This window comes from Rhizobium sp. 11_C7_N12_5 (genome assembly GCF_051811145.1).
Lineage (GTDB): Bacteria > Pseudomonadota > Alphaproteobacteria > Rhizobiales > Rhizobiaceae > Rhizobium > Rhizobium lusitanum.
This window is the reverse complement of the sequence record NZ_JBPWPY010000002.1, coordinates 1420839-1445267: the sequence shown is the minus strand read 5'-3', so window position 1 is coordinate 1445267 and position 24429 is coordinate 1420839. Positions and strand designations below refer to the sequence as shown.

The window sequence follows — 24429 nt, the reverse complement described above, 5'->3', positions numbered from 1 at the left end:
AGCCTCAACTTCTCCAGAAACGATTGGCTTTGACAGCCAGCTTCATCTCTTTACGCCGAAAATAAATCGCCCGACCGCAACGGATTGGGCTGTGACCTTGCACGATGATAATCTGCTCATCCTTGCGCATGGACTGGGTGATTTCGTGCGGCAGGATCAGCGGCCGGCGATGGAGGTTGACGTTTTCTGATTGGCGCGTTCCGCCATTCGCATTACCCCAACCGAGGTTGCGTGAACGACTGCGCACCTCGACGGTCATTTCTCCACATTGAGCCGATACGCTTCGAGCGGTTTCCAGCGCCTTAATCGCCGCGTAGGACGCGAATGCGCATCCGTCGATCCAGGACGTTGCGCCATCTTTCCCGAAATGACGCTCGAGCTGGCCGACCGATTGATACATCAGCATCAAGGTGATCCCGTATTTACGGCCACGGTCGCGTGCCTCTTCGAGCGCGCGCATGTATCCCAGCAGATCAACCTCATCAAGCATGAATAGGGCCCGGCGCTGGAAGTCACCGTCGGCCTGGATCATGGCATTCAGTAGTGACCCGATAATAACCCGGCCAATCCCCGGATAGGAGCGCAGGATTGAGGCGGGGATGTTGAGAAATACATCCTTAGATCCTTTGGCGATGTCACGCGATTTGAAGGCATTGCCGCAGACGAGGCTTGCGTAATTGTCCAGCGAAAGCCACTGCGTGTCCTTGGAGGCGGTCGAATAGACGCCGGAAAAGGTCTGCTCGGTCATATTGGTAAACACGCCAAGGGTTTCGCGGATGAAGGCGGATCCAGAGTTTTCCTGGATGTCTCGTAGCATCGAAAGGACGGATGGCTCAGGCTCGGAGACGATAAGGCGCAAGCTACGCAGGGTGCGGCGGCCGGCATAATCGGGAGAGAACATGACGTGGGCGAGCAGACCTGTCAGAAGATTGTGGGCCTGGTTCTGGAAATAGGCGTTGGTGGAAGATTCGATGCGCAGACTGTCAGACAGCAGCATCTGAGCGATACCGACAATATCCTCCTCCTTGCGCTGCGACGTCTCAATGCCGTCAAGTACGTTGAAGCCCATCACCGGATTGGTCGGGTCGAGCACCATGACTTCGCGGCCAAGAGCCTGCATACGGTGGTCAAGCACCATCGGCGCAACCTCTGTCGACGGATCGAGGCAGATGAGCGGTCCCCGATAGCGTAGCGCGGTCGGTATGACGTTGCTCGTTGTCTTAAAGCCGCCTGAACCGGCAAAGAACAGCATGTGGGTTGAATCAAAATCCTGACGGTAGGTCAGAAGCGGCGCTTTCCCGCCCCGTCCCCAGGTCGGGAGTTTGTTTGGATCGAAGGAAAGATCGCGAACGAGTTCACGGTCGACGCGGTAGCGCTCTCCGACAACGATCTCTCCATCCGCGGGAAAGAGTTTCGCGGCCGCCGCCATGGGCAGCCAGTCGGCATCGCCGAAGACGCCACGCCTTGCTCGCTTGATCGGATCGGAAACGACGACCGATACTCGTGCCGAAGTGGCGACAAGGCCGAAGCCGACGATGATGCCCACCACAGCGAAGGCATCGAGGTACGATAGCGCTCCATCCCATGTGATGATTTGCCGACCGACTAGCGGCACGAGGCGGGAATATTCGCGGGCGCAGTAGTATCCGGCGACAGTCAAAAAGCAGCCCAGGCCTGCGATCGCTATCGGCTTGCGGCGATGCTGCGGCAGGGCCAGAACGATCAGCAATCCCGTGGCTGGGCCAATGAGAAGTACGGGCACGGGTGCGGCACGAAGGAACCAGTAAGCGCCCTTTATAGGCATGCCGCCGGCCCACAATTGCCATTGCGACGAGACGATTGCAGCGGAGAGCGCCGTGGCGACAATCGGAACAAGGGCCAACAGCATGCTCGAATGCAGCCTGGTACTGAGCGCCATTATCCGATTTCCCTATTGGGCGTCGAGCTCAGTTGGGCTGCAAAAGCCTCAGTGCCGATCCGCGTCAGCCACTGCTGCTCGGTCGAGCTTACAAGGATGTTTGCCATCGGCAAGAAGTCGCCAGAGAGAACGGCGCGGTCTGCGTTCGCCAATCCGGCCCTGACGACGATTGCGCCGAGTCTGAACTTCGTGCTTTCGCCATGCGCGCTCCTAGCCATTTTGGGGAGTCTCGGCCACGGCTTCAGCCGCAGGAGCTGGCGATCGAGGTGTTTGAGGGGATAGCTGGGTGAGGTTCTTGACCTCTGGCTGAAATCGTCGGGAGATATCGTCGAAGATCGCATCGAGTTCTTCATCCGAGATATCCAACTCGGCTAGGCCGGACTTTGTTGCAGCCCTGGCAAAGCGCTCCGCCGATTTTACTATTAGAAGTTTTTTGCGGTCTCTGAGTTTCTCGATCTGTGCGTCAATATCTGAAATAGCTGATTTTGCCGGCATTGGAAGCATTCTCCGGTGTTGCGCGGGCACCAATGACATCGATTATACTATAATAAATAATATAGTTAAATGGTTATGTTGATTCAGGCTCAAAAATCCATAACCCGCCAGATAGGGCGGTGCCCAAGCCGAAAGGCTGCTGACGTGGGTCTGGTGAACCGCCCGACGACAATTTGATGATTGTTAACCGAGGGAGAAGTTAGGTGCGGAAATCTTCTGCAAACGGAACCAAGGGACAGACCGACTGGAATGCCATCAACTGGTGGCAGGTCAATCGGCGCGTTCGCAATCTGAGACAGCGTATCTTCCGGGCTTGCCGTGGGCAGCTTCTGGGGCTTCTTGGGAAGTGGCAATACTTCCCCAGGCCCCAGGCCCCAGTCCCTCTCGAGCGTGACGTTGAAGAAAAATCGCAACGCCGAAATGGCGATGTGGATCGAGCCGGGCATCAGCTTCTTCTCGTTGGCGAGATAGACCTGATAGGTTCGAATATCCTCGCGGCCGAGCAAGTCTGGCGACTTGCCGAAGTGTCGGGGAACAGCGACACCTGTTGCAGATACGAGAGCTGGGTATTGAGCGAAAGATTGCGCACCTGCATGTCTTCGCTCATGCGCTGGCGAAGTGGGGTCATGATGAGCTCCTCTGTGCGATGGAATGGGCTGGAAAACAGCCGTCCCATCCTTTCGCAGTTGGGGCTCCTACTGCATATCTGACCTACTTGCCGCTCCGGCGTAGCGGAGCGGGTTAGTCCAATGCGGATAACTCAAAGTGGTGAAGGAAGACAAGCGTGCAATCTTCAGCCCCCCCGCCCATGCGCGTGGTCTGCAAAGCGTTGCCAAATCCAAGGAAGGAGCCGCCGCGTAAGCGGCGGTTCCCCTTGTTCTGGCGAGAAAAATCGCGCCGCCAGAGGCGGGCGCTGGATATAAGAGGTTTGCATATTATCGGATATACTCAATGTTATTGAGTATATTGAGATGTTGGAAAACTTGAAATGGTTTGAGAATCGTGTAATATACTCAGTATGGCTATGCAATCTGCATCACTGTTAAACCGACTTGAGAAAGATCTCCCGGAGGGGCTGGTCGTGGATGCCGCTTGGCTGGAAGAGCGCGGTATCGCCAGTAATTTGCGTGCTTACTACGTCAAGGCCGGCTGGCTGGAACAGCCGGTGCGCAGCGTCTATAAAAGGCCGCGTGGCAGGCTGAGCTGGCAGCAAGTTGTTATCTCTCTTCAGACCCTGCTCTTGCGAACACCGTTCTATGTCGGTGGGCGCACGGCATTGGAGCTACAGGGCTTTGCGCATTATCTTTCGCATGAGACCAAGACTGTTCACCTCTACGGGCCGGGCAAGCCGCCCGCATGGCTGAACAAGCTGAACCTTCCCCAGCGCTTTGTCTATCACAACAGCGCGACCCTCTTCCGGAATGATCCCGTAACAAAGGAGCTCGGCAGTCTTGCCTGGGATATCGCGGACGGAACAGGCCGTGATCTCACCCGCTTTCAGGGCAGCAGCCTGACCTCGTTTGCCTGGGGGCAGTGGGATTGGCCTTTGACGCTTTCGCAGCCCGAGCGCGCCTATCTCGAAATGCTTGATGAATTGCCGCGCCATGAGAGTTTCCATCAAGCCGACATGATCATGCAGAGCGCAGCAAATTTCAGCCCGAAACGGCTGCAAAAACTGCTGGTGGATTGCGGCAGTGTGAAGGTCAAGCGCCTGTTCTTCTATTTCGCGGATCGGCATGGCCATGCATGGCTCAAGCGTCTGGATAAAACCGCCATCGATCTCGGCAAGGGCAAACGCATGCTTGTGCCCGGCGGCAAGCTCGATCCGGCCTATCTCATAACCGTGCCGGAGGACCTCAATGCCGTTTCGTGATCAGTATCAGGCCCAGGTCAGGCTCCTCATGCGCCTTATTCCCACCGTGGCGCGAGAAGCCTGTTTTGCGCTCAAGGGCGGAACGGCGATCAACCTCTTTGTGCGCAACCTGCCGCGCCTCTCCGTCGATATCGATCTGATGTATCTGCCAGTGAATGAAAGGCCGGAGGCTCTGGCGGACATCGACGCCGCCATGAAGCGCATCAAGGCGGCAGCTTTGGCGGAACTGCCCGGCGCGCGCGTTACCGAAAACGTCCATGATGGAGCGATCCTGCGCCTTCTTGTGATGGCCGAGGGAACACAGGTGAAGATCGAAGTTTCGCCCGTGTTGCGCGGTGTGGTTCACGAACCTTCCACGATTCCCGTCACCGAGGCCGTTGAAGAGGTCTTCGGCTTTGCCGAAACCAGCGTCCTATCCTTCGAAGACCTTTTCGCTGGCAAGCTGGTTGCCGCCCTCGACCGTCAGCACCCGCGCGACCTCTTTGACGTGCGCGGCCTGCTCACCAATGAAGGGCTGAGCGATGACCTGCGTGAAACTTTCATCGTGTATCTGCTCAGTCACAACCGCCCCATGGGCGAAGTGCTATCAGGCCGCGTCAAAGACCTTGCGAACGAATACCAGAACGGCTTCGAGGGCATGACCGAGGAGGTTGTTGCCATCGAAGAGTTGATAGAAACGCAGCATGAAATGATCGAGGTGCTAATCGGCGGCATGCCGGATCATCACCGTGAATTTCTGATCGGCTTTGAGCGCGGCGAACCGGACTGGCCCTTGCTCAAGATAGGTCATGTCGCAGAGCTTCCCGCCATCCGCTGGCGGCAGCGCAATCTCGACAAGCTCAAGCCCGAACAGCGTTCCGTTCTGGTCGAATTGCTGCGATCTTCCCTTGAACGGCGCGTATAGAAATACCCGCCCCCTCAGCTCTGAACACCGGAAAGCAGCGATATGGGGAGCGTCAACCGGGAAGGGGAAGTACGGCAAGATAAAGCGAACCGGGGTTTCGCGCTCGCCTTGCTCGTAAGGGATTGTCTGCAATGTTTTCCAGCCGGAAAACATTGCAGACGCAGCTCGAACAGGCACGCAATGCAGGACCTGAGTTGGATTTACGCTGCACAGATATGCGCCGCGCGTTCATCCGGACCTTTGGCGTGTCTGCCGACGCCCTGCGCAGGAATGCTCGAGGGGAGGCGGACGCGACCGCTTGATTTGGAGCCTTGGCCACGGCTTTCTAAGATTGGCATCCGCGAGCGCATTCTCTTTGAAAATGAGCTGCCGGTAGATTCATTAGGCAGCAAGCCCGAGTACTGCCTGTTCGACCAATCGCAAGAATTGGGTTTTGCGAGCCCCGGAACCACGCATCTCTGCGATACGATACTCACATTTGCACACCAGCCGGCGATTGCCGCCGCCGGGTACTGATAAGATTAATGTTCGGCTTCTAGTGCCAAATTCTCAACTTCAGATAGTGGTGTGGGATGGCTTGCCCCAGTGAGGCGAATCAGGGCTCGATGTCATCGTTATCCGTTCCGTCGATCAGCGGATCGGGCGAGCATTCGACCGCAAGCCGAGCAGCATCGAGAATTGCGATAGTCTGGCCCTTGACCTTGATACCCGACTTCTCCAAGCGCGACAGCGCTCGCGAAAACGATTCCCGGGTTATGCCGAGTTCTGACGCAATGAGATTTTTCTCATACGGGAACACGGCCTGGCTTGGCGTGCCTTGCCGTTGAGACAAGGAAAGGATGTAACATCCCACCCGCTGCGTCGAGGACCTGAGCTTTAGGTTCTTCACCTGCCGAACCATGCGTCGGAACTGCTGCGCGAGGCTTCCAATCACTGCCTGCGCCAGCAAAGGGTCAACCTCGACTGCTGCGCGAAAGGTTGCCGCATGGATAAGCAGGAATCGCGACGGTTCCGGCACGCGAGCCTGCATAAGATAAGGCGCACCTGTCACGACAGCAGCCGGAATTATAAGGTCCGGGGCGTGGACGGCCTCGATCAACACCTCGCGGCCTTCGGCGGATCGCCCAAACAATTGGACCGATCCCGAGAGCACAACCAGTTGGAAGTTTGGAACCTCGCCCTGTTCGAACAAGATGGTGCCTGCAGAAACGCCATGGACGACGGCATTTCGCAGTAAGTCGGCCCGCTTTGCCTCGGATAGCGTTCGAAACAGCGGCAACGCTTCCGGTATAATTTCCTTTTCCATTATTACGTCCAACCGATTGTCTCCCCGATTGAGCTCCTCAATCGCTGCCTCATCATCTGTGATAATTGTCACACCATTCCTTGACCTAGATCAATGTCGCAAGACGGCGACTTCGGCAGCTTAGCTTCGAACGGAGACGAATTCCGTTCCTTGGAGCCAACTATCGAAAGGGACCGTCTGCGATGCAAACGACCGCGTATCCGAAGTCCAGTCAAATCTTGGGCGCGAGCACAGCAGCGTTCACGGTCTGCTTTGCGGTCTGGACCATCTTCTCCATCATCGGCATTCGCATCCGTCAGGAACTTGGCCTCAGCGAAACGCAGTTCGGCTTGCTTGTCGGCACGCCGATACTCACTGGCTCCCTGATAAGGGTCGTGCTGGGCATCTGGACGGATCTTTATGGCGGCCGGGCCGTCTTCACGGCGAACATGCTGGCCGCCGCCGTCGCTACATTTCTGCTGTCCTACGCCCATACCTACCCCCAGATGCTGTTAGCCGCACTCGGCGTCGGCATCGCCGGTGGCTCCTTCGCGGTTGGCGTCGCCTATGTTTCTCGCTGGTTTCCGGCAGAAAGACAGGGAACGGCGCTCGGCATCTTCGGCGCCGGTAATGTCGGCGCGGCGATTACCAAATTCCTTGCACCTTTCGTGCTCGTCGCCTTCGGGTGGCAGGTCGTGGCGCAGGTCTGGGCGGCAGGCCTCGTCCTTACGGCCGTCGCCTTCTGGTTCACAACAAGCGACGACCCCGTCATCGTTGAACGTAGGCGGTCCGGGATCAAGCCGAAGAGCGCCTGGCTCGAACTCGAACCACTGAAGAACGTGCAGATCTGGCGCTTTGCGCTCTACTATTTCTTCGTCTTCGGTGCGTTCGTCGCGCTCGCGCTGTGGCTGCCGCAATATCTCATCAACGTCTACGGCCTCGACATCAAGACAGCCGGTATGATCGCGGCCTTCTTCTCGGTGCCGGCGAGTCTCTTTCGTGCTTATGGCGGGCACCTCTCGGACAGCTTTGGCGCACGGCGTGTGCTCTACTGGACTTTCCTGGTCTCGGTCGTGGCAACTTTCATCCTGTCTTATCCGCCGACCGACTACGTGGTCCACGGCCTCAAGGGTACGACTGCCTTCCATCTTGAGATGAGCCTTGTCGGTTTCATCATTACCATCTTCGTGCTCGGCTTTTTCATGGCGCTCGGCAAGGCTGCCGTCTACAAGCACATCCCGGTCTATTATCCCGAACATGTTGGTTCGGTCGGCGGCCTCGTCGGGATGATCGGTGGCCTCGGCGGCTTCTTGCTGCCCATCCTGTTCGGCGTCTTGCTCGACCTTACCGGTTTATGGACGAGCTGCTTCATGGCGCTCTTCGTGCTGGTCTCCGGTGCGCTCCTTTGGATGCACGTTGCCATCCGTCAGATGGAACGTGGAACGGTCGGCAAGGCGCTCGCCACACTTCCGTCCTTCCCCGAGATGCAGGGCATGCCCAAGCCCGTGGTCGTGCCGCAGAATGGCGGCGCGCTAATGGATTGGCGCCCGGAGGACCCCATCTTCTGGGAAGAGAAGGGACGCAGCATCGCCCGGCGCAACCTTTGGTTTTCGATCCCGGCACTGCTGCTGTCCTTCGCCATCTGGCAGGTGTGGTCCGTCGTCGTCGCCAAACTCCCGCTCGTCGGTTTCACCTTTACGACCGACCAGCTCTTTTGGCTCGCCGCATTGCCCGGCATTTCGGGCGCGACGCTCCGCATCTTCTATTCCTTCATGGTACCAATTTTCGGCGGCCGGCTTTGGACCACCCTTACGACGTGGTCGCTGATCGTTCCGGCGGTCGGTATCGGCTATGCCGTGCAGAACCCGGATACTCCCTACATCGTATTGCTCATCCTGGCGCTGCTCTGCGGCTTCGGCGGCGGCAACTTCGCTTCCTCTATGGCCAATATCTCCTTTTTCTTCCCGAAGGCGGAAAAGGGCAATGCGCTCGCGCTCAACGCTGGGCTTGGGAACCTTGGCGTCAGCGTCGTCCAGTTCGTGGTGCCGCTCGCGATCACCGCGGGAATATTCGGCTGGCTCGGCGGCGATCCGGCCATGGTCAAGGGGGGCACGGGAACTACGCCACTCTGGCTGCAGAATGCCGGCTTTGTTTTCGTGCCGTTCATCGCAATCTCCGCCTTCTCGACATGGTTCGGCATGAACGACATCGCTTCGGCCAAGGCGTCGTTCGCCGAACAGGCCGTCATCTTCCAGCGCCGGCACAACTGGATCATGTGCTGGCTCTACACCGGCACATTCGGGTCGTTCATCGGCTACTCTGCCGGCTTCCCGTTGCTATCCAAGATGCTGTTCCCCGAGGTGAATGCGCTGCAGTTCGCCTTCCTCGGCCCACTCGTCGGCGCCCTGTCGCGCTCGGGAACGGGTTGGCTTGCCGACAAATACGGCGGCGCGCGCGTCACCTTTTGGGCCTTCGTCTTGATGATGGCGGGTGTCGCGGGGGTCCTATGGTTCATCGGCATCAAGGATCAGCCTGGCGCATTCTATGGCTTCTTCGTGGCGTTCCTCGTGCTGTTCTTCGCGACGGGCGTTGGCAACGCTTCCACCTTCCAGATGATCCCGGTGATCATGGCGAAGGAGATGGGCCGCTTGATGCCCAAGGCCGATACGGAGACGCGCCGCCGGCAAGCGGAAAAGGAATCCGCCGCCATCACCGGCTTCACCTCGGCGATTGCCGCCTTCGGCGCCTTCTTCATCCCCAAGGGCTACGGCACCTCGATCGCCCTCACGGGAGGGCCGGAAGCTGCTCTTTGGGGCTTTCTGCTCTTCTACGTGAGCTGTCTAGCGATCACCTGGGCCGTCTACACCCGCAAGGGCGGCCTTCTCCACGATATCGAACGCGCCAAAAAGGGTGCGTCCATCCGTCCGGCCGCAGCCGAATAATCAGGGGCAAAAGCAATGTCGCATTTTCTCGACCGGCTCACCTTCTTCCGTAAGACCGTAGACGATTTCTCCGATGGCCACGGCATCGTGACCAATGAGGATCGTTCCTGGGAGGACGCATACCGCAAGCGTTGGCAGCACGACAAAATTGTGCGCTCCACGCATGGCGTGAACTGCACCGGTTCTTGTTCTTGGAAAATCTATGTCAAGGGCGGCATCGTCACCTGGGAGACGCAGCAGACCGACTATCCGCGCACTCGGCCGGATCTGCCCAACCACGAGCCTCGCGGCTGCGCACGCGGCGCCTCCTATAGCTGGTATCTCTATTCTGGCGCGCGGGTGAAATACCCGATGATCCGCGGGCGGCTGCTGAAGCTGTGGCGCTCCGCGCGCGCCACCATGCCGCCCGTCGCGGCCTGGGCTTCGATCGTCGCGGACGCGGACAAGCGCCAGTCCTATGTCAAGATCCGCGGCCATGGCGGTTTCGTGCGCGCCACCTGGGACGAGGTGAACGAACTTATCGCGGCCGCCAACGCCCACACGGTGAAGGCCCATGGCCCCGACCGCGTCATCGGCTTCTCGCCAATCCCGGCCATGTCGATGGTTTCCTACGCGGCGGGCGCACGCTACCTGTCGCTGATGGGCGGCGTGTGCATGTCGTTCTACGATTGGTATTGCGACCTGCCGCCGGCCAGCCCCCAGACCTGGGGCGAGCAGACAGATGTTCCCGAAAGCGCGGACTGGTACAATGCCGGCTTCATCATCGTCTGGGGATCCAATGTGCCGCAGACGCGGACACCCGACGCGCATTTCTATACCGAGGTCCGCTATAAGGGCACCAAGAGCGCAGTCGTCAGCCCGGATTATGCCGAGGCGACCAAATTCGCCGATATCTGGCTCAATCCGAAACAGGGAACGGATGCCGCGCTAGCCCTCGCCATGGGCCACGTCATCCTTCGCGAATATTACCTCGATCGGATGGTTCCCTATTTCGACGACTACGCTCGCAAATATACGGACCTGCCTTTCCTGGTCCGCCTGACCGAGCGGGATGGCCGACTCGTTCCCGAACGGCTTCTGCGGGCTTCCGAGATCGCTGGTGGCTTGGGGGAGACCAACAATCCGGAGTGGAAGACGGTTGCGATCGACGAGGGCACCGACGCTCTTGTCGCGCCGCGCGGCTCGATTGGCTATCGCTGGGGTGAAACCGCCAAATGGAATCTCGAGGAGAAAGATGGCGAAGGCCATGAGCTTCGCCTCAAGCTGACGCTCGCGGGTGAAGGCGCCGAGATCGTGGCCATTGATTTTCCTTACTTCGGCGGTCGTGCCACCGAGCATTTCGTCTCGACAGACCACGGAGAGATCCTCACCCGGAACCTGCCAGTCCGCCGGATTAAGCTGAGCGACGGCGCGGAGGTGGCGGTTGCCACTGTGCATGATCTGATGATGGCCAATTATGGTCTCGACCGTGGTTTTGGCGGCGATCACGCGGCCAAGAGCTATGATGAGGATGTGCCGTTCACGCCCGCTTGGGCGGAGCGCATTACGGGCGTAAAGCGCGATGCGATCATCACGGTCGCCCGTGAATTCGCTACCAACGCCGAGAAGACCAACGGTCGATCGATGGTGATCCTCGGCGCTGGCGTGAACCACTGGTACCACATGGACATGACGTACCGCGGGATCATCAATCTCTTGGTCTTCTGCGGCGCTATCGGTCAGTCGGGCGGCGGATGGTCGCATTATGTGGGGCAGGAAAAACTGCGCCCGCAGACAGGCTGGACACCGCTGGCCTTCGGCCTCGATTGGAGCCGTCCGCCGCGGCACATGAATTCCACGTCGTTCTTCTACGCTCACACGGACCAGTGGCGCTATGAAACGCTGACGGCCGCCGAAATCCTGTCGCCCACCGCACCGGACGGCGACTGGAACAAGAGCTTCATCGACTACAACGTTCGCGCCGAGCGCATGGGCTGGCTGCCCTCCGCTCCCCAGCTCAAGCAGAACCCGCTGACGATCGCGACTAAGGCCAAGGCTGCCGGTCTCGAACCGAAGGATTATGTTGCCAAGGCGTTGAAATCCGGCGAGCTGGAGCTCTCCTGCCACGATCCCGACGATCCGGCCAACTGGCCGCGCAACATGTTCATCTGGCGTTCGAACCTGCTGGGTTCATCCGGCAAGGGGCACGAGTATTTTCTCAAGCATCTGCTTGGCACGACCCACGGCGTGATGGGCAAGGATCTCGGTACAGAAGGGGCGGTCCGCAACACCGAGGTCGTGTGGCACGAGAACGCGCCGCAGGGGAAACTCGACCTACTCGTCACTCTAGATTTTCGCATGTCGACCACATGCGTCTATTCCGACATCGTGCTGCCGACGGCCACCTGGTACGAGAAGAACGACCTCAACACCTCCGACATGCACCCCTTCATCCACCCGCTCTCTGCCGCGGTGGATCCGGCCTGGGAGTCGCGGTCCGACTGGGAGATTTACAAGGGCCTTGCCAAGTCCTTCTCGGAGGTTTCATCCGAGGTACTGGGCATCGAGCAGGATGTTGTTCTCACCCCCATCCAGCATGACAGCCCGGCCGAGATGGCTCAGGCCTTTGACGTGAAGGACTGGAAACTCGGCGAAATCGAGCCCATTCCCGGCAAAACCATGCCGTCGGTGGCGCTTGTCACCCGCGACTATCCCAACCTCTATGCCCAGTTCACGGCATTGGGACCGCTGATGGCGAAAGTCGGCAACGGAGGAAAGGGCATTTCCTGGAACACCAAACACGAAGTGGAGGCGCTTGGCGTCTTGAACGGCATGCGTCTCGATGGCGCGGCCAAGGGCCTGCCGAAGATCGAGACCGACATCGACGCAGCCGAGGTCATTCTCATGCTGGCGCCGGAGACCAACGGCGAAGTCGCGATCAAGGCATGGGAAGCCTTGTCGGAGATCACCGGCCGCGAGCACGCCCACCTTGCCTTGCCGAAGGAAGACGAAAAAATCCGCTTCCGCGATATCCAGGCCCAGCCGCGCAAGATCATCTCGTCGCCGACCTGGTCCGGCATAGAGAGCGAGAAGGTCTGCTACAACGCCGGGTACACCAACGTCCACGAGTTGATCCCGTGGCGCACGCTGACCGGCCGCCAGCAGCTCTACCAGGACCACCTGTGGATGAGGGCCTTCGGCGAGGGCTTCGTCACCTGGAAGCCGCCGGTCGACCTGAAGACGATTTCCGCCATCAAGGATGTCCGCCCCAATGGACACAAGGAAATCGTCCTCAACTTCATCACGCCGCACCAGAAGTGGGGCATTCATTCGACTTACACTGACAATCTGCTGATGCTGACCCTCAACCGCGGCGGCCCGGTGGTGTGGATCTCCGAGACCGACGCGAAGACGGCTGGTCTGGTCGACAACGACTGGGTCGAAGTTTTCAATATCAACGGCGCGCTGACCGCGCGCGCCGTCGTCTCCCAACGCATCAAGCCGGGCATGATGATGATGTACCACGCCCAGGAAAAGATCGTGAACACGCCGGGATCGGAGATGACGGGCAATCGCGGCGGCATCCACAACTCGGTCACCCGAACGGTGCTGAAGCCCACGCACATGATCGGTGGCTACGCCCAGCAATCCTACGGCTTCAACTATTACGGAACCGTGGGCTCCAACCGCGATGAATTCATCGTCGTCCGCAAGATGGCCAACGTCGACTGGCTCGAAGGGCCGCTCGAATCTGAAGCGCCGAAGGAGGTAGCAGAATGAAGATCCGTGCTCAGATCGCGATGGTCCTGAACCTCGATAAATGCATCGGGTGCCACACCTGTTCCGTTACCTGCAAGAACGTTTGGACCAACCGGGAAGGCGTCGAATACGCTTGGTTCAACAATGTCGAGACCAAGCCTGGCGTCGGCTATCCCAAGGAGTGGGAAAACCAGAAGAAATGGAACGGCGGCTGGCGGCGCAAGAAGAACGGCCGCATCGAACCGAAGATGGGCGCCAAATGGCGTATCCTCGCCAATATCTTCGCTAACCCCGATCTGCCGGAGATCGACGACTACTATGAGCCGTTTACCTTAGATTATGAGCATCTGCATACGGCGAAGGAGTCGAAGGCTTTCCCCACCGCCCGCCCGCGTTCAGCCATTACCGGTGAGCGCATGGAAAAGATTGAATGGGGGCCGAACTGGGAGGAGATCCTCGGTGGCGAGTTCGAGAAGCGCTCGAAGGATGTGAACTTCGAAGGTGTCCAGAAGGATATCTACGGACAGTTTGAAAACACCTTCATGATGTACCTGCCGCGGCTGTGCGAGCACTGTCTTAACCCGGCCTGCGCCGCGGTTTGCCCATCAGGCGCCATCTACAAGCGGGAAGAGGATGGCATTGTCCTGATCGACCAGGACAAGTGCCGCGGCTGGCGCATGTGCGTTTCCGGTTGCCCCTATAAGAAGATCTATTACAACTGGTCGTCCGGAAAGTCGGAGAAATGCATCTTCTGCTATCCCCGTATCGAGGCGGGACAGCCGACGGTCTGTTCGGAAACCTGTGTCGGGCGCATCCGCTATCTCGGCGTTATCCTGTATGACGCCGATCGCATCGAAGCAGCCGCCAGCACGCCGGATGAGAAGGATCTCTATCAGGCTCAGCTCGACGTCTTCCTCGACCCGAACGATCCGGCCGTCATCGCCCAGGCGCGTGCCGACGGCATTCCCGACAACTGGCTGGAGGCCGCCAAGCTCTCGCCGGTCTGGAAGATGGCGATGGAATGGAAGATCGCCTTCCCGTTGCATCCAGAGTACCGCACGCTGCCGATGGTCTGGTATGTGCCACCGCTCTCGCCGATCCAGTCCGCAGCCGCGGCCGGTAAGATGGGCGTCGACGGGGATATGCCCGATGTGCGCAGCCTGCGCATCCCGCTCCAGTATCTGGCCAATCTGCTGACCGCTGGAAAAGAGGAGCCGGTGGCGCTGGCGCTCGAACGCATGCTCGCGATGCGCAGCTACATGCGGGCCAAGACGATCGATGGCCGCTTGGACGAGGCGATCGCTGCGCGGGTCGGCCTGACGGGGGCTGCCATCGACGAGATGTACAAGGTGATGGCGATCGCGAACTATGAGGATCGTTTCGTCATCCCGACTGCGCATCGCGAATGGAGCGAGGACGCGCAGGAGATGCGCGGCTCCTGCGGCTTCTCCTTCGGAAACGGCTGCTCGGGCGGCTCCACCGAGACGAACCTCTTCGGCACGAAGCAGACCAAGCGGCCGACCAACCCGATGGAGATCGCGTGATGACCGAACAACCTTCGAACAGGACCTTCAAGGCGCTCTCGGCGCTCCTGGCCTATCCGACCAGGGAACTCACGATGGCGATCCCGGAAATCGAAGCGGTGATCGCAGCCGAGAGGTTGGTATCACAAGAAGCGGTGAAGCAGTTGCATCCCCTGCTTGTCGATCTCGACACGCTGGATTTGTACCATCTCCAGGAACGCTACGTCGAATTGTTCGACAAGACGCGCCGTCACTCGCTGCATCTCTTCGAGCATATCCACGGCGAGAGCCGCGACCGAGGCCAGGCGATGGTCGATCTGGTCCAGCATTATCAGCGCAGCGGCCTTCTGATCGCCGCGAATGAACTGCCCGACTTCATTCCGCTTTTCCTGGAATTCCTCTCCGTTCGCCCGCTCGAAGAGGCGCGTGGCCTGCTCAAGGAGACGGCTCATATTCTCTCGTTGCTCGAGGAAAGGCTCGCCAAGCGAAGCGGAGGCTATGCCGCCGTATTCACGGCCATACTTTCGATCGTCAGTGATGTCGCCGTGATCACTGACACTATCGAAACCGATGACGAGCCCGACGATCTGGCGGCCATCGATGTCGCTTGGGAAGAAACGGCCGTCACATTCGGTCCAGGGAACGCCACCGACGGCTGTTCCGTGGATCGGCTGAGAATACAGATGCGCGCCGCCAATCGCGACGTGCGGCATAGCGCTACCTAGCGGAGAGAAAAGCAATGTCCAATGCAATCAACTACGCGTTTTTTGGCTGGTATCCGTATCTCTGCCTGACTGTATTTCTTCTCGGCAGCCTCATCCGCTTCGACCGCGAGCAATACACGTGGAAGACGGGATCCTCTCAGCTTCTGCGGCGGAGCCAGCTTCGCTGGGGCTCCAATCTCTTCCATCTGGGTATCTTGGCGATCTTCGGTGGACATTTCGTCGGCCTGCTGACGCCAATTTGGATTTTTGACGCGCTCGGCATCTCGCACGGTTTCAAGCAAGGGCTCGCGATCGTCGTGGGGGGCCTCGCCGGTATTGCCTGCTTCATCGGGATTGCGCTTCTTGCCCACCGCCGGCTGTTCGATGCTCGGATCCGGAACACGTCCAGCTTCGGCGACATCGCCATTCTGTTGCTGCTCTGGCTTCAGCTTACGCTTGGGCTCTCCACCATCTTCGTCTCGCTCGGCCATATGGACGGCCACGAGATGGTGAAATTCATGAATTGGGCACAGGGGATTGCCACCCTGCAACCGTCTGCGGCCGCCTACGTTTCCGATGTGCACCCGATCTTCAAGGCCCATCTCGTTCTGGGAATGACCATCTTCCTGGTCTTCCCGTTCACGAGGCTGGTCCATGTCTGGAGCGCACCGGTCTGGTATCTCGGGCGCCCGGGCTATCAGATTGTGCGCACGCGCTTTGCGGGGCGTCGGTCACCCGCTCCAATACCGACAGCCCGGTTCCCCACGCCTGCGCGGCCTGCCGCAGGCAGTCCCGCCCGCCAGCCTGCGGAGTAAATCATGACAACGCTCGTTATCAATCACGCGGCCAACCGCCAGCCATCTTCCGAACATCCGCACGAACATCGGCCCGCGACACCTGACACAAGGCCATCGGGCGAGCGTGTGGCGATGCCCCCAGTGACCGTCAATGGCGTGACGATATCGCGTAAGGCGATTGCCGCCGAGGTGCAGAATTTTCCGGCCCGCAATCCCGGCGAGGGCTGGAGGGCGGCGACACGTGCTCTGGTCATTCGCGAATTGCTCCTGCAGGAAGCCCGGCGTCTTGATGTTTGCGTCGAACAGAAGACCGACGAGGACGGGCGCCGGGAGACAGCGGAAGACGCGCTGGTGCGCGGCCTCATCGAACGCGAAGTAAGTGTCCCCGAGGCGGATGAGGAGACGCTCCGCCGGTTCTACGAGAACAACCTTCGCCGCTTCGTAACGCCATCGCTCTACGAGGCCGATCACATCCTGATAGGCGCACGCCGCGATGATGACGAAGCCTTCGCGGCGGCCCGCGAAAGGGCCTCATCGCTGAGAGCCACCTTAGCAACCGCGCCAGAGCGTTTCGCGACATTGGCGCGCGACTGTTCGGATTGCCCATCAGCATCCCTCGGGGGCAGCCTCGGCCAGATCGGGCCGGGCGATACGACATCGGAGTTTGAGGCCGCTCTCATCGCGCTTGCCCCCGGCGACATCTCGACGCCGGTGGAGACGCGCTACGGCGTCCACCTCATTCGCCTGACGCGGCGGATCGACGGCCGCCAGCTGCCATTCGAGGCCGTGCGGGAGCGCATCGCCTCCTACCTGGTCGAGCACGTCCAACGGCAAGCGACGGTGCAATATCTGACTCTTCTTGTCGGTCAGGCGGCGATCAGCGGAATTGCCATCGACGGCTCTTCATCGCCGCTGGTGCAGTGAGGAGGACGCGATGCTCGGAAATCTCATTGCTTCTCTGGACGATCCGAAGGTCGCTATGGGCCTCCTCGCAGCCTTCGACGAGCCAGCCTTGCTGGCGCGTCTGGCTGCGGTCGCCGATGCATCGGGCCGGCTGCCGACCGATATCGTTGGCTCGACCGTGCGCAATTTCATGGAGACAGCGTCCGACGATCTTTGGACCCAGCTGATCGGCATCATGAACCGTGCGGACGATCCGGGCCTCGCGGCCATCCGCGCAATTCTTGAAAAAGCCTTGCCGCAGATAAAGGGGGTCTGACGATGCGCACCGTCCACCGCGATAGTTGCTTCGGCCCAGGCAGACAGATGGTGTCTTTCGATACCGCGCGGCGTGCTGCCGCCGCGCTCGTTCAGCCGCTGAATCGGTCGGAGGAAGTGCCACTGGCCTATGCTGCCGGACGTATCCTGGCGACTACGATCGAGGCTCCCCGCGCCCTTCCGCCATTCGATCAGGCGGCCATGGACGGATATGCCGTTTGCCTATCCGGCAGGGAAGGCGTGCCGTCGGTCCTTCCCTTGGCTGGCCGCACGGATGCCGGGGACCCACCGGGCATACTAGCCCAACGCACGGCGCATCGCGTCATGACAGGTGCCGCACTGCCGAGCGGCGCCGATACCGTCGTGATGCAGGAGCACGTCACGCGCAGGGGCGATCTCGTGCAGTTCGGACTCGATATCGAGCCCGGCGCCCATATCCGGAAGCTTGGCGAGGACGTAGCGCAGGGAGCCGTCATCCTTGAGCCAGGCCGCTTGATCGGCTGGGCCGAAGTTGCGCTTTTCGGGGCCCTCGGCGTCAAGACTGTCTCGGTTGCCCGTCCCCTTAGGATCTCGGTTGTTGCGACCGGTTCCGAACTTCGCGATGTAGGCGAGCCGCTGCCAGCAGGCGCTATTTACGACTCCAATGGGCCTATGCTCGCCGCGCTTTTGACAGCGCCGAATATGTATATCACGTCCCTGACCGTACGGGACGATGTGGCTGCGATCGCGCATGCGCTCGAAACTCAGGCGAAATCGGCTGATCTTGTGATCACCACTGCTGGCATGTCGGTTGGAGACGAGGATCATGTTCGCGATGCCGCCGCTCGAGCCGGCGGTTGGCTCGACATCGTCAAAGTGGCGATGAAGCCTGGCAAGCCGCTTGCCTTCGGCAAGATGGGGGACGCGTATTTCGTCGGATTGCCTGGCAACCCGCAAGCCGCGGCGTTTGGCGCGCTCGCCTTCGTGCGCCCGATGATGAGGGAGCTTCTTGGCCAGGCTCCAGCGAACCTCATCACGGCCGAGATAGGCTTCGCATGTGCCCGCAAGCCCGATCGCACGGAACTCCTGCCGGTTCGCCTGAACGTCAAGCAGGGCCGATTGACCGCCCATCGCAGCGGACCGGATGGTTCGCACAGATTGATGCCAATGACGTCCGCCGACGCCATTGCGATCGTGCCGGGCGCATCAACGCCTGCCCAAGCCGGCACGTATCTCGAAATTCTCCCATTCGATCAACCGCGATTCGCAGGATAGGTGGCATGGCCTGTTCCCTTATTGACAGTCTTGGGCGCCGGGTCAGCTATCTCCGTCTTTCGGTGACGGACCGCTGCGACTTGCGATGTGTTTATTGCATGGCGGAGGAGATGACCTTCGTTCCACACCGCGAGCTTCTCACACTGGAGGAACTCGATCGGCTGGCGTCGGCTTTCGTCGCCCGTGGGGTCTCGAAGATCCGCACTACGGGCGGAGAACCTTTGGTGCGAAAGGGTGTCTTGACCGTGATGCAGGGGTTGTCGCGCCATCTCGCGTCGGGAGCGCTCAAGGAATTGACGCTCACCACGAACGGGACACTCCTTGCCGAATATGCCGAAGCGTTGGCGCGTGCCGGCGTTCGACGCATCAACGTCTCTCTGGACACGCTCGATGCCGCACGCTTTCGGGCGATAACGCGGCGAGGCACGCTGGGCGTCGTCATGGATGGGCTGCGATGCGCGCGTGAAGCGGGCCTGCATGTGAAGCTCAACACTGTCGCGCTGAAAGGGATTACTGAGAGCGAGATCCATGATCTGATTGTCTTCGCTCATCGTCAGGCAATGGATCTGACGCTGATCGAGACCATGCCGCTCGGTGATATCGGCGAAGACCGCACCAACCAATATCTGCCGCTGACTGAACTGAGGCGACTGATCGAGACGCGCTGGACTTTGATCGATACGCCGGAACGCACCGGTGGCCCGGCTCGCTATGCCCGCATCCGAGAAACTGGTGGCAGGATCGGCTTCATCACCCCGATGAGCCACACATTCTGCGAAAGCTGCAACCGCGTGCGGGTGAGCGCGACTGGAATACTCTACACGTGCCTCGGCCAGGAGGATCGAGCCGACCTGAGGGAAGCGCTTCGTGGCTCCGAGGCCGACGACGCGCTCCACGCAACCATCGATAAGGCAATCCAAGCGAAGCCGCGTGGGCATGACTTCCGGATTGATCGGGGCGGGCGGCCGGCGCTCGCACGCCACATGTCGATGCTCGGCGGGTGAAGCAAATGCTCAATCCAATCCGTCATCCGAACTGCGGCTCAATGCGTGAAGGCTTTTTGTTCCGTATCGACACGTTCGCTGCCTGTGCCCGTCAGCGGACGCAATTGTACAAGGGGGTCTTGCATGCAGATCGCTAGTCGAAGCTATCCGATCACTGCAATCGCCTATTCCGACGGCGTGCAGTTCGAGGCCTTCCTGCGGGAAGTGGCTGCGGTGATGGCCGATGACGGCATTCGACTGGCCGGTCTTATCCAGCGTAGCCAGCCGAAACCTGACCGCCTGAAATGCGACATGTATCTGCTGGATCTCGCGACCGGCGCGCGTCATGTCATATCTGACGACCGTGGCCCTCATGCGCGTGGTTGCGTCCTGAATACCGATCGGCTGCTGCATGCCTGCGCAACGGCGGAAGCCGGGTTGTCCGACCAAACCGATCTCCTGGTACTCTGCAAATTTGGAAAGGCTGAGGTTGAAGGCGGCGGTTTCAGAGCACTGATCGCCAAGGCGTTTGAACTATCCGTTCCTATTCTGATCGGTGTCCCGTTGGTCAATCTGACGCCGTTTCGCGAATTCTCCGGAGGGTTCGCGCGTGTGATCGAACTGGCCGAACTCGGCTCCGATCCGCTCACTGCAGCGGAACGCCTGCGATCCGATCCGCGCCAAGAAATGGTGGGTGCCGCATGAATTGGCCGCTGGAAAAGATGTTATTCGTCTACCCGCCCCCGCTTTCGCTTGGGACGCACGATGTGATGCCGTTTGCTCTCCTGCTACCGATCTTCGAGGGGTGAGCGATGGACGACATCACACTGGCGCGCGCGCTGCACGTCCTTGCCGTGATCCATTGGATCGGCGGACTGGCATTCGTCACGCTGATCATATTGCCGTTGGCGAGGTCGCGTCACAGTGCTGAGGAAGCCTTGGCGCTGTTCGAGAGCGTAGAACGGCGTTTCTCGAAGCAGGTCCGGATCTCCATTCCGCTTGTCGGTGCGACAGGGTTTTGGATGACCTATCGGCTCGACCTTTGGAATCGCTTCGTCGATCCGGATTTCTGGTGGATGGGATCCATGCTCGGCCTGTGGCTCGCCTTCATGCTCATGCTGTTCGTAGTCGAACCGCTTCTGCTCACAAGGTTCGCGAACCGCGCGCGCCGAGATCCGGCCGGCACAATCCGCCGCATGTGCCGTCTTCACCAATTCCTTCTGCTGTTCGCAGCCTTCACGGCGTTCGGCGCGGTCGCCGGGGTTCATGGATTTAATTTCCTCTGACGTGGTACAAACCATAGCCTTCGGAGTCGATCGGCCATGAAACGCACAGCAGAGACACAAAGGTCATGGAGCGGCCCGGCCTTGTGGAGCCGTGGCTTCCGCCCCTTCTTTCCGGGCGCCGCTCTTTGGGCCGTGGTGGCAATCGCTATCTGGCGGCCTTTCTTCACGGGCGAGATCGAAATTCCGACCGCATTTTCGCCAGTCGACTGGCACATTCACGAGACGATCTACCCCTATGAGGCGGCTGTTGTCGCGGGATTCCCACTAACTGCGATCCCTAGCTGGACGGGCTGCCTGCCTGTTGCCGGCTGGCTGCTCGTTCTGCTCGCCACGCTGTGGGCCATAGGCTGGGTGGCAGTTTTTTTGCGCGAAAATTGGATGGATCCCCGCCACACTGATGGATCCGGCCTTTCTCCTTATATTTGGCGCGGTGGCCGCGCGCGAGGTCATCGCGGGAAAGAATCAGCGCAACGTGAAGGTTTTCGCTTTGATACTCGTGCTCGTGATCGCCAACGCTGGCTTCCACATCGAGGCGATGATGACCGGCGCCGCCTCGATCTCGGCTCGCGCGGGTCTTGCCGTTATGCGCCTTGCCAGCAAGATGTATGCGCTAATCAATAACAAGGCGGCCTTGAGAGCCTGCTATCGCGACAAGACCCCAGTCGGAGATTTTCGACGTCTGTCCGATCTTGCTCACGCAACCGGCGGAAGATCGTTGGACACCGCCACATCTTAGCGAACTATTTCTTGCGCAGAGTCAGGAAGGTCCCTGTCAAGACTGTCATGCTGGAGAATGCTGGACACTATCCCATCGAATAACCCGGTTTGCAGCAGATGCATGATGCGGTCGTCGTGTTCGTCAACATGGCGACCTCGCTGCTTGCGGCATGAAGGTCCGTCATAGATTCGGAATATTGTTGTGGGGTCGAGCTCGGAAGACACCGCAAGAAATATTGCCCATTTTCGAACGCATGCTGTAACAGGAAGAGTGTCGTTGACGTTGTTACTTCTTATCAGCCTTCGGAATAGGATCGGCAAGGCGTGGTAATATTTGATGCGATGGCATTTGTCGCATGCGCACTAATGACGGCTTCTGAAGCGTGCTCCACAAGGAGCCCGATATCGCTCTGTTGACCGGCACCGCCGCAAAGGGCGGCCTCCACTGCGATCTGGTGGAAGAAGCACAGCGCCTCTGAGATGGGAGAGTATTCGCCGGCCAGAGAGGAATTCGAGCACGTCTTGCATGCATGTGAAGCGATTACGCGGCTTGATTCGGGATCGCCCGCTCCACCAATCGCAAGAATCGGATGTTGCGAGCTCCCGAGATGTTTTCTTTCATGGCAACGCCTATCTTCGGTTTGCCATTGCGGATGCCTTCTTTTTCGGCTGGACGACGACCGGGATTGCAGAGCGTCCAAAGCTGTTACTAATCCTTTTGCTCGAAGTGACGAGTAAATTCATTCCACTTAAGGTGAAATTGTTCTGCGGATGGTGAAGCACTAGCGTGCCCCCGCAGGTCTGCGCCTCCACCTTCCATCCGGTGGCGATCGCGCCAAGACCTATCCGCAGTGCCGCAAGGGGACGTAACGGGATTGCGGCTGCTGCTGAAAGGACGCTAGCTCGAAATTTTGGGGGGGGGCAGATGTTTGCGGATTTAGAGGTCTTTCAACAGGTGTTTGACGTGTGCGTCACGGGCGCAGGCCCGGTCGGTATTTCCGCTGCACTGGAATTGAGCCGGCGAGGCCTGCGAACGCTGCTTATCGAAGCCGGGCCGAAACGATCGAAACGACCTCACCAAAACGAAACAGGGTTCGACGTAGGAGACGATATCTATCACGCAGCGGACCGACTTACTTCGGCCACCGGACTTGGCGGCACGTCCGAACGATGGGGTGGGCAATGCGTTGAGCTTGATGATATAGACTTCGAAGCAAGAGATTATGTCGCACACTCCGGTTGGCCTATTGCTCACGAAAAGATTTCGCCTTTCTATCAGCGGGCGCGGTCTCTTTTGAGCAGTAATATCGGCGACCAGCGATCGGATCCGGAGCCGGAGCCGGAGAGTGATTTTCCAGCATCCCGGGAAAGCTGGACACGAATACGCAACACAGCGAGAGCCAACAGGGCTGAGATCGCTTCGTCGCAGAACCTCGTCGTCGCTTTAGACGCGAGGGTCAAAGCTCTGGTATTCGACCCAGTGGAAGAACGGGTCCATTCCATGTCGATCGCCTGCCGCGGTGGTTCGTACAAGGTGCGCGCCGACCACTATGTGCTGGCCTGTGGCGGCAGGGGCAACACCCGGCTGCTGCTGAACCTCCAGGTTGCGTTTCCGCAATTGTTCGGCGGAAGCGATGGGCCGCTCGGCCGCTTCTACATGGGACACCTCGCCGGACAGATCGCGCAGATCGAATTCGCCACCAAGGAACATGCCGAACGGTATCTTTTTAAGCGCACATCCACCGGAACCTTCGTGTGTAACCGGTTTCAACCCGCCCCCCAATTGCAACGGGCACTCGAGTTGCCGAATATCGCTTTTTGGCCCACAAACCGGAGGGCTGCTTTCGATGAGGTCGATCCGGCGCTCTCGCTGCTATATCTTTGGAACAGTCGGAAGACCGTCGTTCACAGGGCGAGATGGGGCGAAGCCGACCGATCCCGTTACTATAATGTGCTGCGTAATGTCCTGCGCAATCCTCTTGGCACGACCTCTGCCGCGCTGGCGCTGTTTAACCAAAAATACCGCGTGGCCGAACCATATGTTCTGCTGCGCAGGCCTGACATGAGATACGGCCTTCGTTACCATGGGGAGCAAATTCCAAGCAGTTCAAACCGCGCCTTCCTCAAGCCCGTGCAAGATGCGGACGGCCAGTTCAAGCTCGAGGTCTCATTCCAATATTTACCTCAGGATTTTCGCGGCACGCTCCAAGCACATATCGCCCTTGATCGCTGGCTCAAGGAGCGCAAAATAGGCAAGCTGATATTCGATACAGCCCCCGAGAATCTTGAAGAGCATATCGCCGCACAAGCCAAAGACGGCTACCATCAGATCGGGTTGACCAAGATGGGCGTGGACCGCAACCACGCCGTCGTCGACCACAACTGCCGCGTCATCGATATCGCTAACCTCTACATCGCCGGTAGCTCCGTTTTCGCTACATCCGGACAAGCCAACCCCACGCTTCCCGCCGTCGCCTTGGCCGTCAGACTCGCCGAACATCTGGCTACTCTGGCCCGCCGTCAAAGCGCGGCTGCAGGTTTGTCGACGAGCAGCCGCTTGGAACCTCAAAGGGGAACGCCTCTGAGTGTCCCGCGAAGCATTTGCTGATGTCGTGCTGCGTATCGTGCGTCTGATCGGCCGGCTGAGAATTACGCGAAACTCGGCGTTGCTCGCCGAGAAAGTATCGGGCAGCAGGGTGTGTCCGGCTTTTTTGCCCCGGTCCTCTACGATCGCTAGACGGTCGAGAAATTGCGCGGCATTCCTCTCAACGAAACGCGAGGAACGTATGACA

19 protein-coding genes and 2 pseudogenes are annotated in these 24429 nt (G+C 59.4%); 16 read left to right on the top strand and 5 right to left on the bottom strand.

The window, feature by feature from the left end; translation table 11 throughout:
* Positions 1 to 4: 4 nt before the first annotated feature.
* The 4 genes and pseudogenes from traG to AB8B29_RS25735 all read right to left on the bottom strand — a co-directional run.
* On the bottom strand, positions 5 to 1918 hold the full coding sequence (gene traG / locus AB8B29_RS25750) for a Ti-type conjugative transfer system protein TraG (RefSeq protein WP_037190848.1): 1914 nt from the start codon (positions 1916 to 1918) through the stop codon (positions 5 to 7).
* Complete coding sequence (locus tag AB8B29_RS25745) at positions 1918 to 2136, bottom strand: conjugal transfer protein TraD (protein WP_051963176.1); 219 nt, start codon at positions 2134 to 2136, stop codon at positions 1918 to 1920. Before AB8B29_RS25745 ends, traG begins: the two co-directional genes overlap by 1 nt.
* Positions 2129 to 2413, bottom strand: a complete 285-nt coding sequence (locus AB8B29_RS25740) for a TraC family protein (protein WP_037190846.1) — start codon at positions 2411 to 2413, stop codon at positions 2129 to 2131. The genes AB8B29_RS25745 and AB8B29_RS25740 overlap by 8 nt, the downstream gene beginning before the upstream one ends.
* Before the next feature lie 266 nt (positions 2414 to 2679).
* Positions 2680 to 3041, bottom strand: a pseudogene (locus AB8B29_RS25735) (site-specific integrase); the annotation flags it as partial.
* Positions 3042 to 3431: 390 nt separating this feature from the next.
* On the opposite strand from AB8B29_RS25735, the gene AB8B29_RS25730 reads away from it, so the two are divergent.
* Positions 3432 to 4286: a type IV toxin-antitoxin system AbiEi family antitoxin gene (locus tag AB8B29_RS25730; protein ID WP_037190842.1), complete on the top strand. Its 855-nt coding sequence runs from the start codon at positions 3432 to 3434 to the stop codon at positions 4284 to 4286.
* The gene (locus AB8B29_RS25725) at positions 4273 to 5190 is read left to right on the top strand and encodes a nucleotidyl transferase AbiEii/AbiGii toxin family protein (RefSeq protein WP_037190840.1); all 918 of its coding nucleotides are present in this window, start codon (positions 4273 to 4275) and stop codon (positions 5188 to 5190) included. The genes AB8B29_RS25730 and AB8B29_RS25725 overlap by 14 nt, the downstream gene beginning before the upstream one ends.
* A gap of 595 nt (positions 5191 to 5785) precedes the next feature.
* Here the strand turns inward: AB8B29_RS25725 and AB8B29_RS25720 are convergent.
* The gene (locus AB8B29_RS25720) at positions 5786 to 6496 is read right to left on the bottom strand and encodes a helix-turn-helix domain-containing protein (protein WP_037190835.1); all 711 of its coding nucleotides are present in this window, start codon (positions 6494 to 6496) and stop codon (positions 5786 to 5788) included.
* A 182-nt stretch (positions 6497 to 6678) separates the two neighbouring features.
* Here AB8B29_RS25720 and AB8B29_RS25715 point away from each other — a divergent pair, with 182 nt between their 5' ends.
* From AB8B29_RS25715 to AB8B29_RS25650, 14 genes and pseudogenes are all read left to right on the top strand, one after another.
* On the top strand, positions 6679 to 9417 hold the full coding sequence (locus tag AB8B29_RS25715) for a nitrate/nitrite transporter (protein ID WP_037190831.1): 2739 nt from the start codon (positions 6679 to 6681) through the stop codon (positions 9415 to 9417).
* Between the two features lie 15 nt (positions 9418 to 9432).
* Complete coding sequence (locus AB8B29_RS25710; protein WP_037190828.1) at positions 9433 to 13176, top strand: nitrate reductase subunit alpha; 3744 nt, start codon at positions 9433 to 9435, stop codon at positions 13174 to 13176.
* Positions 13173 to 14699, top strand: a complete 1527-nt coding sequence (gene narH / locus AB8B29_RS25705; RefSeq protein WP_037190825.1) for a nitrate reductase subunit beta — start codon at positions 13173 to 13175, stop codon at positions 14697 to 14699. Before AB8B29_RS25710 ends, narH begins: the two co-directional genes overlap by 4 nt.
* Positions 14699 to 15403 (top strand): nitrate reductase molybdenum cofactor assembly chaperone, encoded by a 705-nt coding sequence (gene narJ / locus AB8B29_RS25700; RefSeq protein ID WP_112441718.1) that lies wholly within the window; start codon positions 14699 to 14701, stop codon positions 15401 to 15403. The genes narH and narJ overlap by 1 nt, the downstream gene beginning before the upstream one ends.
* A gap of 14 nt (positions 15404 to 15417) precedes the next feature.
* Positions 15418 to 16197 carry a respiratory nitrate reductase subunit gamma gene (gene narI / locus AB8B29_RS25695; RefSeq protein WP_037190821.1) on the top strand — a complete coding sequence of 260 codons (780 nt, stop codon included), beginning with the start codon at positions 15418 to 15420 and terminating at the stop codon, positions 16195 to 16197.
* A gap of 114 nt (positions 16198 to 16311) precedes the next feature.
* Positions 16312 to 17103 carry a peptidylprolyl isomerase gene (locus AB8B29_RS25690; RefSeq protein WP_037191880.1) on the top strand — a complete coding sequence of 264 codons (792 nt, stop codon included), beginning with the start codon at positions 16312 to 16314 and terminating at the stop codon, positions 17101 to 17103.
* A 10-nt stretch (positions 17104 to 17113) separates the two neighbouring features.
* Positions 17114 to 17398, top strand: coding sequence for a hypothetical protein (locus tag AB8B29_RS25685; protein WP_037190818.1), 285 nt, complete (start codon positions 17114 to 17116; stop codon positions 17396 to 17398).
* A gap of 2 nt (positions 17399 to 17400) precedes the next feature.
* Complete coding sequence (locus AB8B29_RS25680) at positions 17401 to 18651, top strand: molybdopterin molybdotransferase MoeA (RefSeq protein ID WP_051963174.1); 1251 nt, start codon at positions 17401 to 17403, stop codon at positions 18649 to 18651.
* A gap of 5 nt (positions 18652 to 18656) precedes the next feature.
* Positions 18657 to 19655, top strand: a complete 999-nt coding sequence (moaA, locus tag AB8B29_RS25675; RefSeq protein ID WP_051963173.1) for a GTP 3',8-cyclase MoaA — start codon at positions 18657 to 18659, stop codon at positions 19653 to 19655.
* 123 nt (positions 19656 to 19778) lie between these two features.
* Positions 19779 to 20339 (top strand): DUF2478 domain-containing protein, encoded by a 561-nt coding sequence (locus AB8B29_RS25670; RefSeq protein ID WP_112441720.1) that lies wholly within the window; start codon positions 19779 to 19781, stop codon positions 20337 to 20339.
* 107 nt (positions 20340 to 20446) lie between these two features.
* Positions 20447 to 20920 (top strand): membrane protein, encoded by a 474-nt coding sequence (locus AB8B29_RS25665; protein WP_037190816.1) that lies wholly within the window; start codon positions 20447 to 20449, stop codon positions 20918 to 20920.
* 36 nt (positions 20921 to 20956) lie between these two features.
* Positions 20957 to 21226, top strand: a pseudogene (locus AB8B29_RS25660) (NnrS family protein); the annotation flags it as partial.
* Between the two features lie 91 nt (positions 21227 to 21317).
* Positions 21318 to 21656 carry an NnrS family protein gene (locus tag AB8B29_RS25655; RefSeq protein WP_051963169.1) on the top strand — a complete coding sequence of 113 codons (339 nt, stop codon included), beginning with the start codon at positions 21318 to 21320 and terminating at the stop codon, positions 21654 to 21656.
* Positions 21657 to 22562: 906 nt separating this feature from the next.
* Entirely contained in the window at positions 22563 to 24245 is a 1683-nt protein-coding gene (locus AB8B29_RS25650; RefSeq protein WP_081938651.1) for a GMC family oxidoreductase, read from the top strand.
* Positions 24246 to 24429: the final 184 nt, after the last annotated feature.

Coding starts and splice junctions, on each gene's coding strand:
- AB8B29_RS25725 (WP_037190840.1), top strand. CDS start 4,273: ATGCCGTTTCGTGATCAGTATCAGGCCCAGGTCAGGCTCCTCATGCGC.
- AB8B29_RS25710 (WP_037190828.1), top strand. CDS start 9,433: ATGTCGCATTTTCTCGACCGGCTCACCTTCTTCCGTAAGACCGTAGAC.
- AB8B29_RS25740 (WP_037190846.1), bottom strand. CDS start 2,413: ATGCCGGCAAAATCAGCTATTTCAGATATTGACGCACAGATCGAGAAA.
- AB8B29_RS25730 (WP_037190842.1), top strand. CDS start 3,432: ATGGCTATGCAATCTGCATCACTGTTAAACCGACTTGAGAAAGATCTC.
- AB8B29_RS25680 (WP_051963174.1), top strand. CDS start 17,401: ATGCGCACCGTCCACCGCGATAGTTGCTTCGGCCCAGGCAGACAGATG.
- moaA (WP_051963173.1), top strand. CDS start 18,657: ATGGCCTGTTCCCTTATTGACAGTCTTGGGCGCCGGGTCAGCTATCTC.
- AB8B29_RS25670 (WP_112441720.1), top strand. CDS start 19,779: ATGCAGATCGCTAGTCGAAGCTATCCGATCACTGCAATCGCCTATTCC.
- AB8B29_RS25655 (WP_051963169.1), top strand. CDS start 21,318: ATGGATCCGGCCTTTCTCCTTATATTTGGCGCGGTGGCCGCGCGCGAG.
- AB8B29_RS25685 (WP_037190818.1), top strand. CDS start 17,114: ATGCTCGGAAATCTCATTGCTTCTCTGGACGATCCGAAGGTCGCTATG.
- traG (WP_037190848.1), bottom strand. CDS start 1,918: ATGGCGCTCAGTACCAGGCTGCATTCGAGCATGCTGTTGGCCCTTGTT.
- AB8B29_RS25665 (WP_037190816.1), top strand. CDS start 20,447: ATGGACGACATCACACTGGCGCGCGCGCTGCACGTCCTTGCCGTGATC.
- AB8B29_RS25720 (WP_037190835.1), bottom strand. CDS start 6,496: ATGGAAAAGGAAATTATACCGGAAGCGTTGCCGCTGTTTCGAACGCTA.
- narJ (WP_112441718.1), top strand. CDS start 14,699: ATGACCGAACAACCTTCGAACAGGACCTTCAAGGCGCTCTCGGCGCTC.
- AB8B29_RS25650 (WP_081938651.1), top strand. CDS start 22,563: ATGTTTGCGGATTTAGAGGTCTTTCAACAGGTGTTTGACGTGTGCGTC.
- narH (WP_037190825.1), top strand. CDS start 13,173: ATGAAGATCCGTGCTCAGATCGCGATGGTCCTGAACCTCGATAAATGC.
- narI (WP_037190821.1), top strand. CDS start 15,418: ATGTCCAATGCAATCAACTACGCGTTTTTTGGCTGGTATCCGTATCTC.
- AB8B29_RS25745 (WP_051963176.1), bottom strand. CDS start 2,136: ATGGCTAGGAGCGCGCATGGCGAAAGCACGAAGTTCAGACTCGGCGCA.
- AB8B29_RS25715 (WP_037190831.1), top strand. CDS start 6,679: ATGCAAACGACCGCGTATCCGAAGTCCAGTCAAATCTTGGGCGCGAGC.
- AB8B29_RS25690 (WP_037191880.1), top strand. CDS start 16,312: ATGCCCCCAGTGACCGTCAATGGCGTGACGATATCGCGTAAGGCGATT.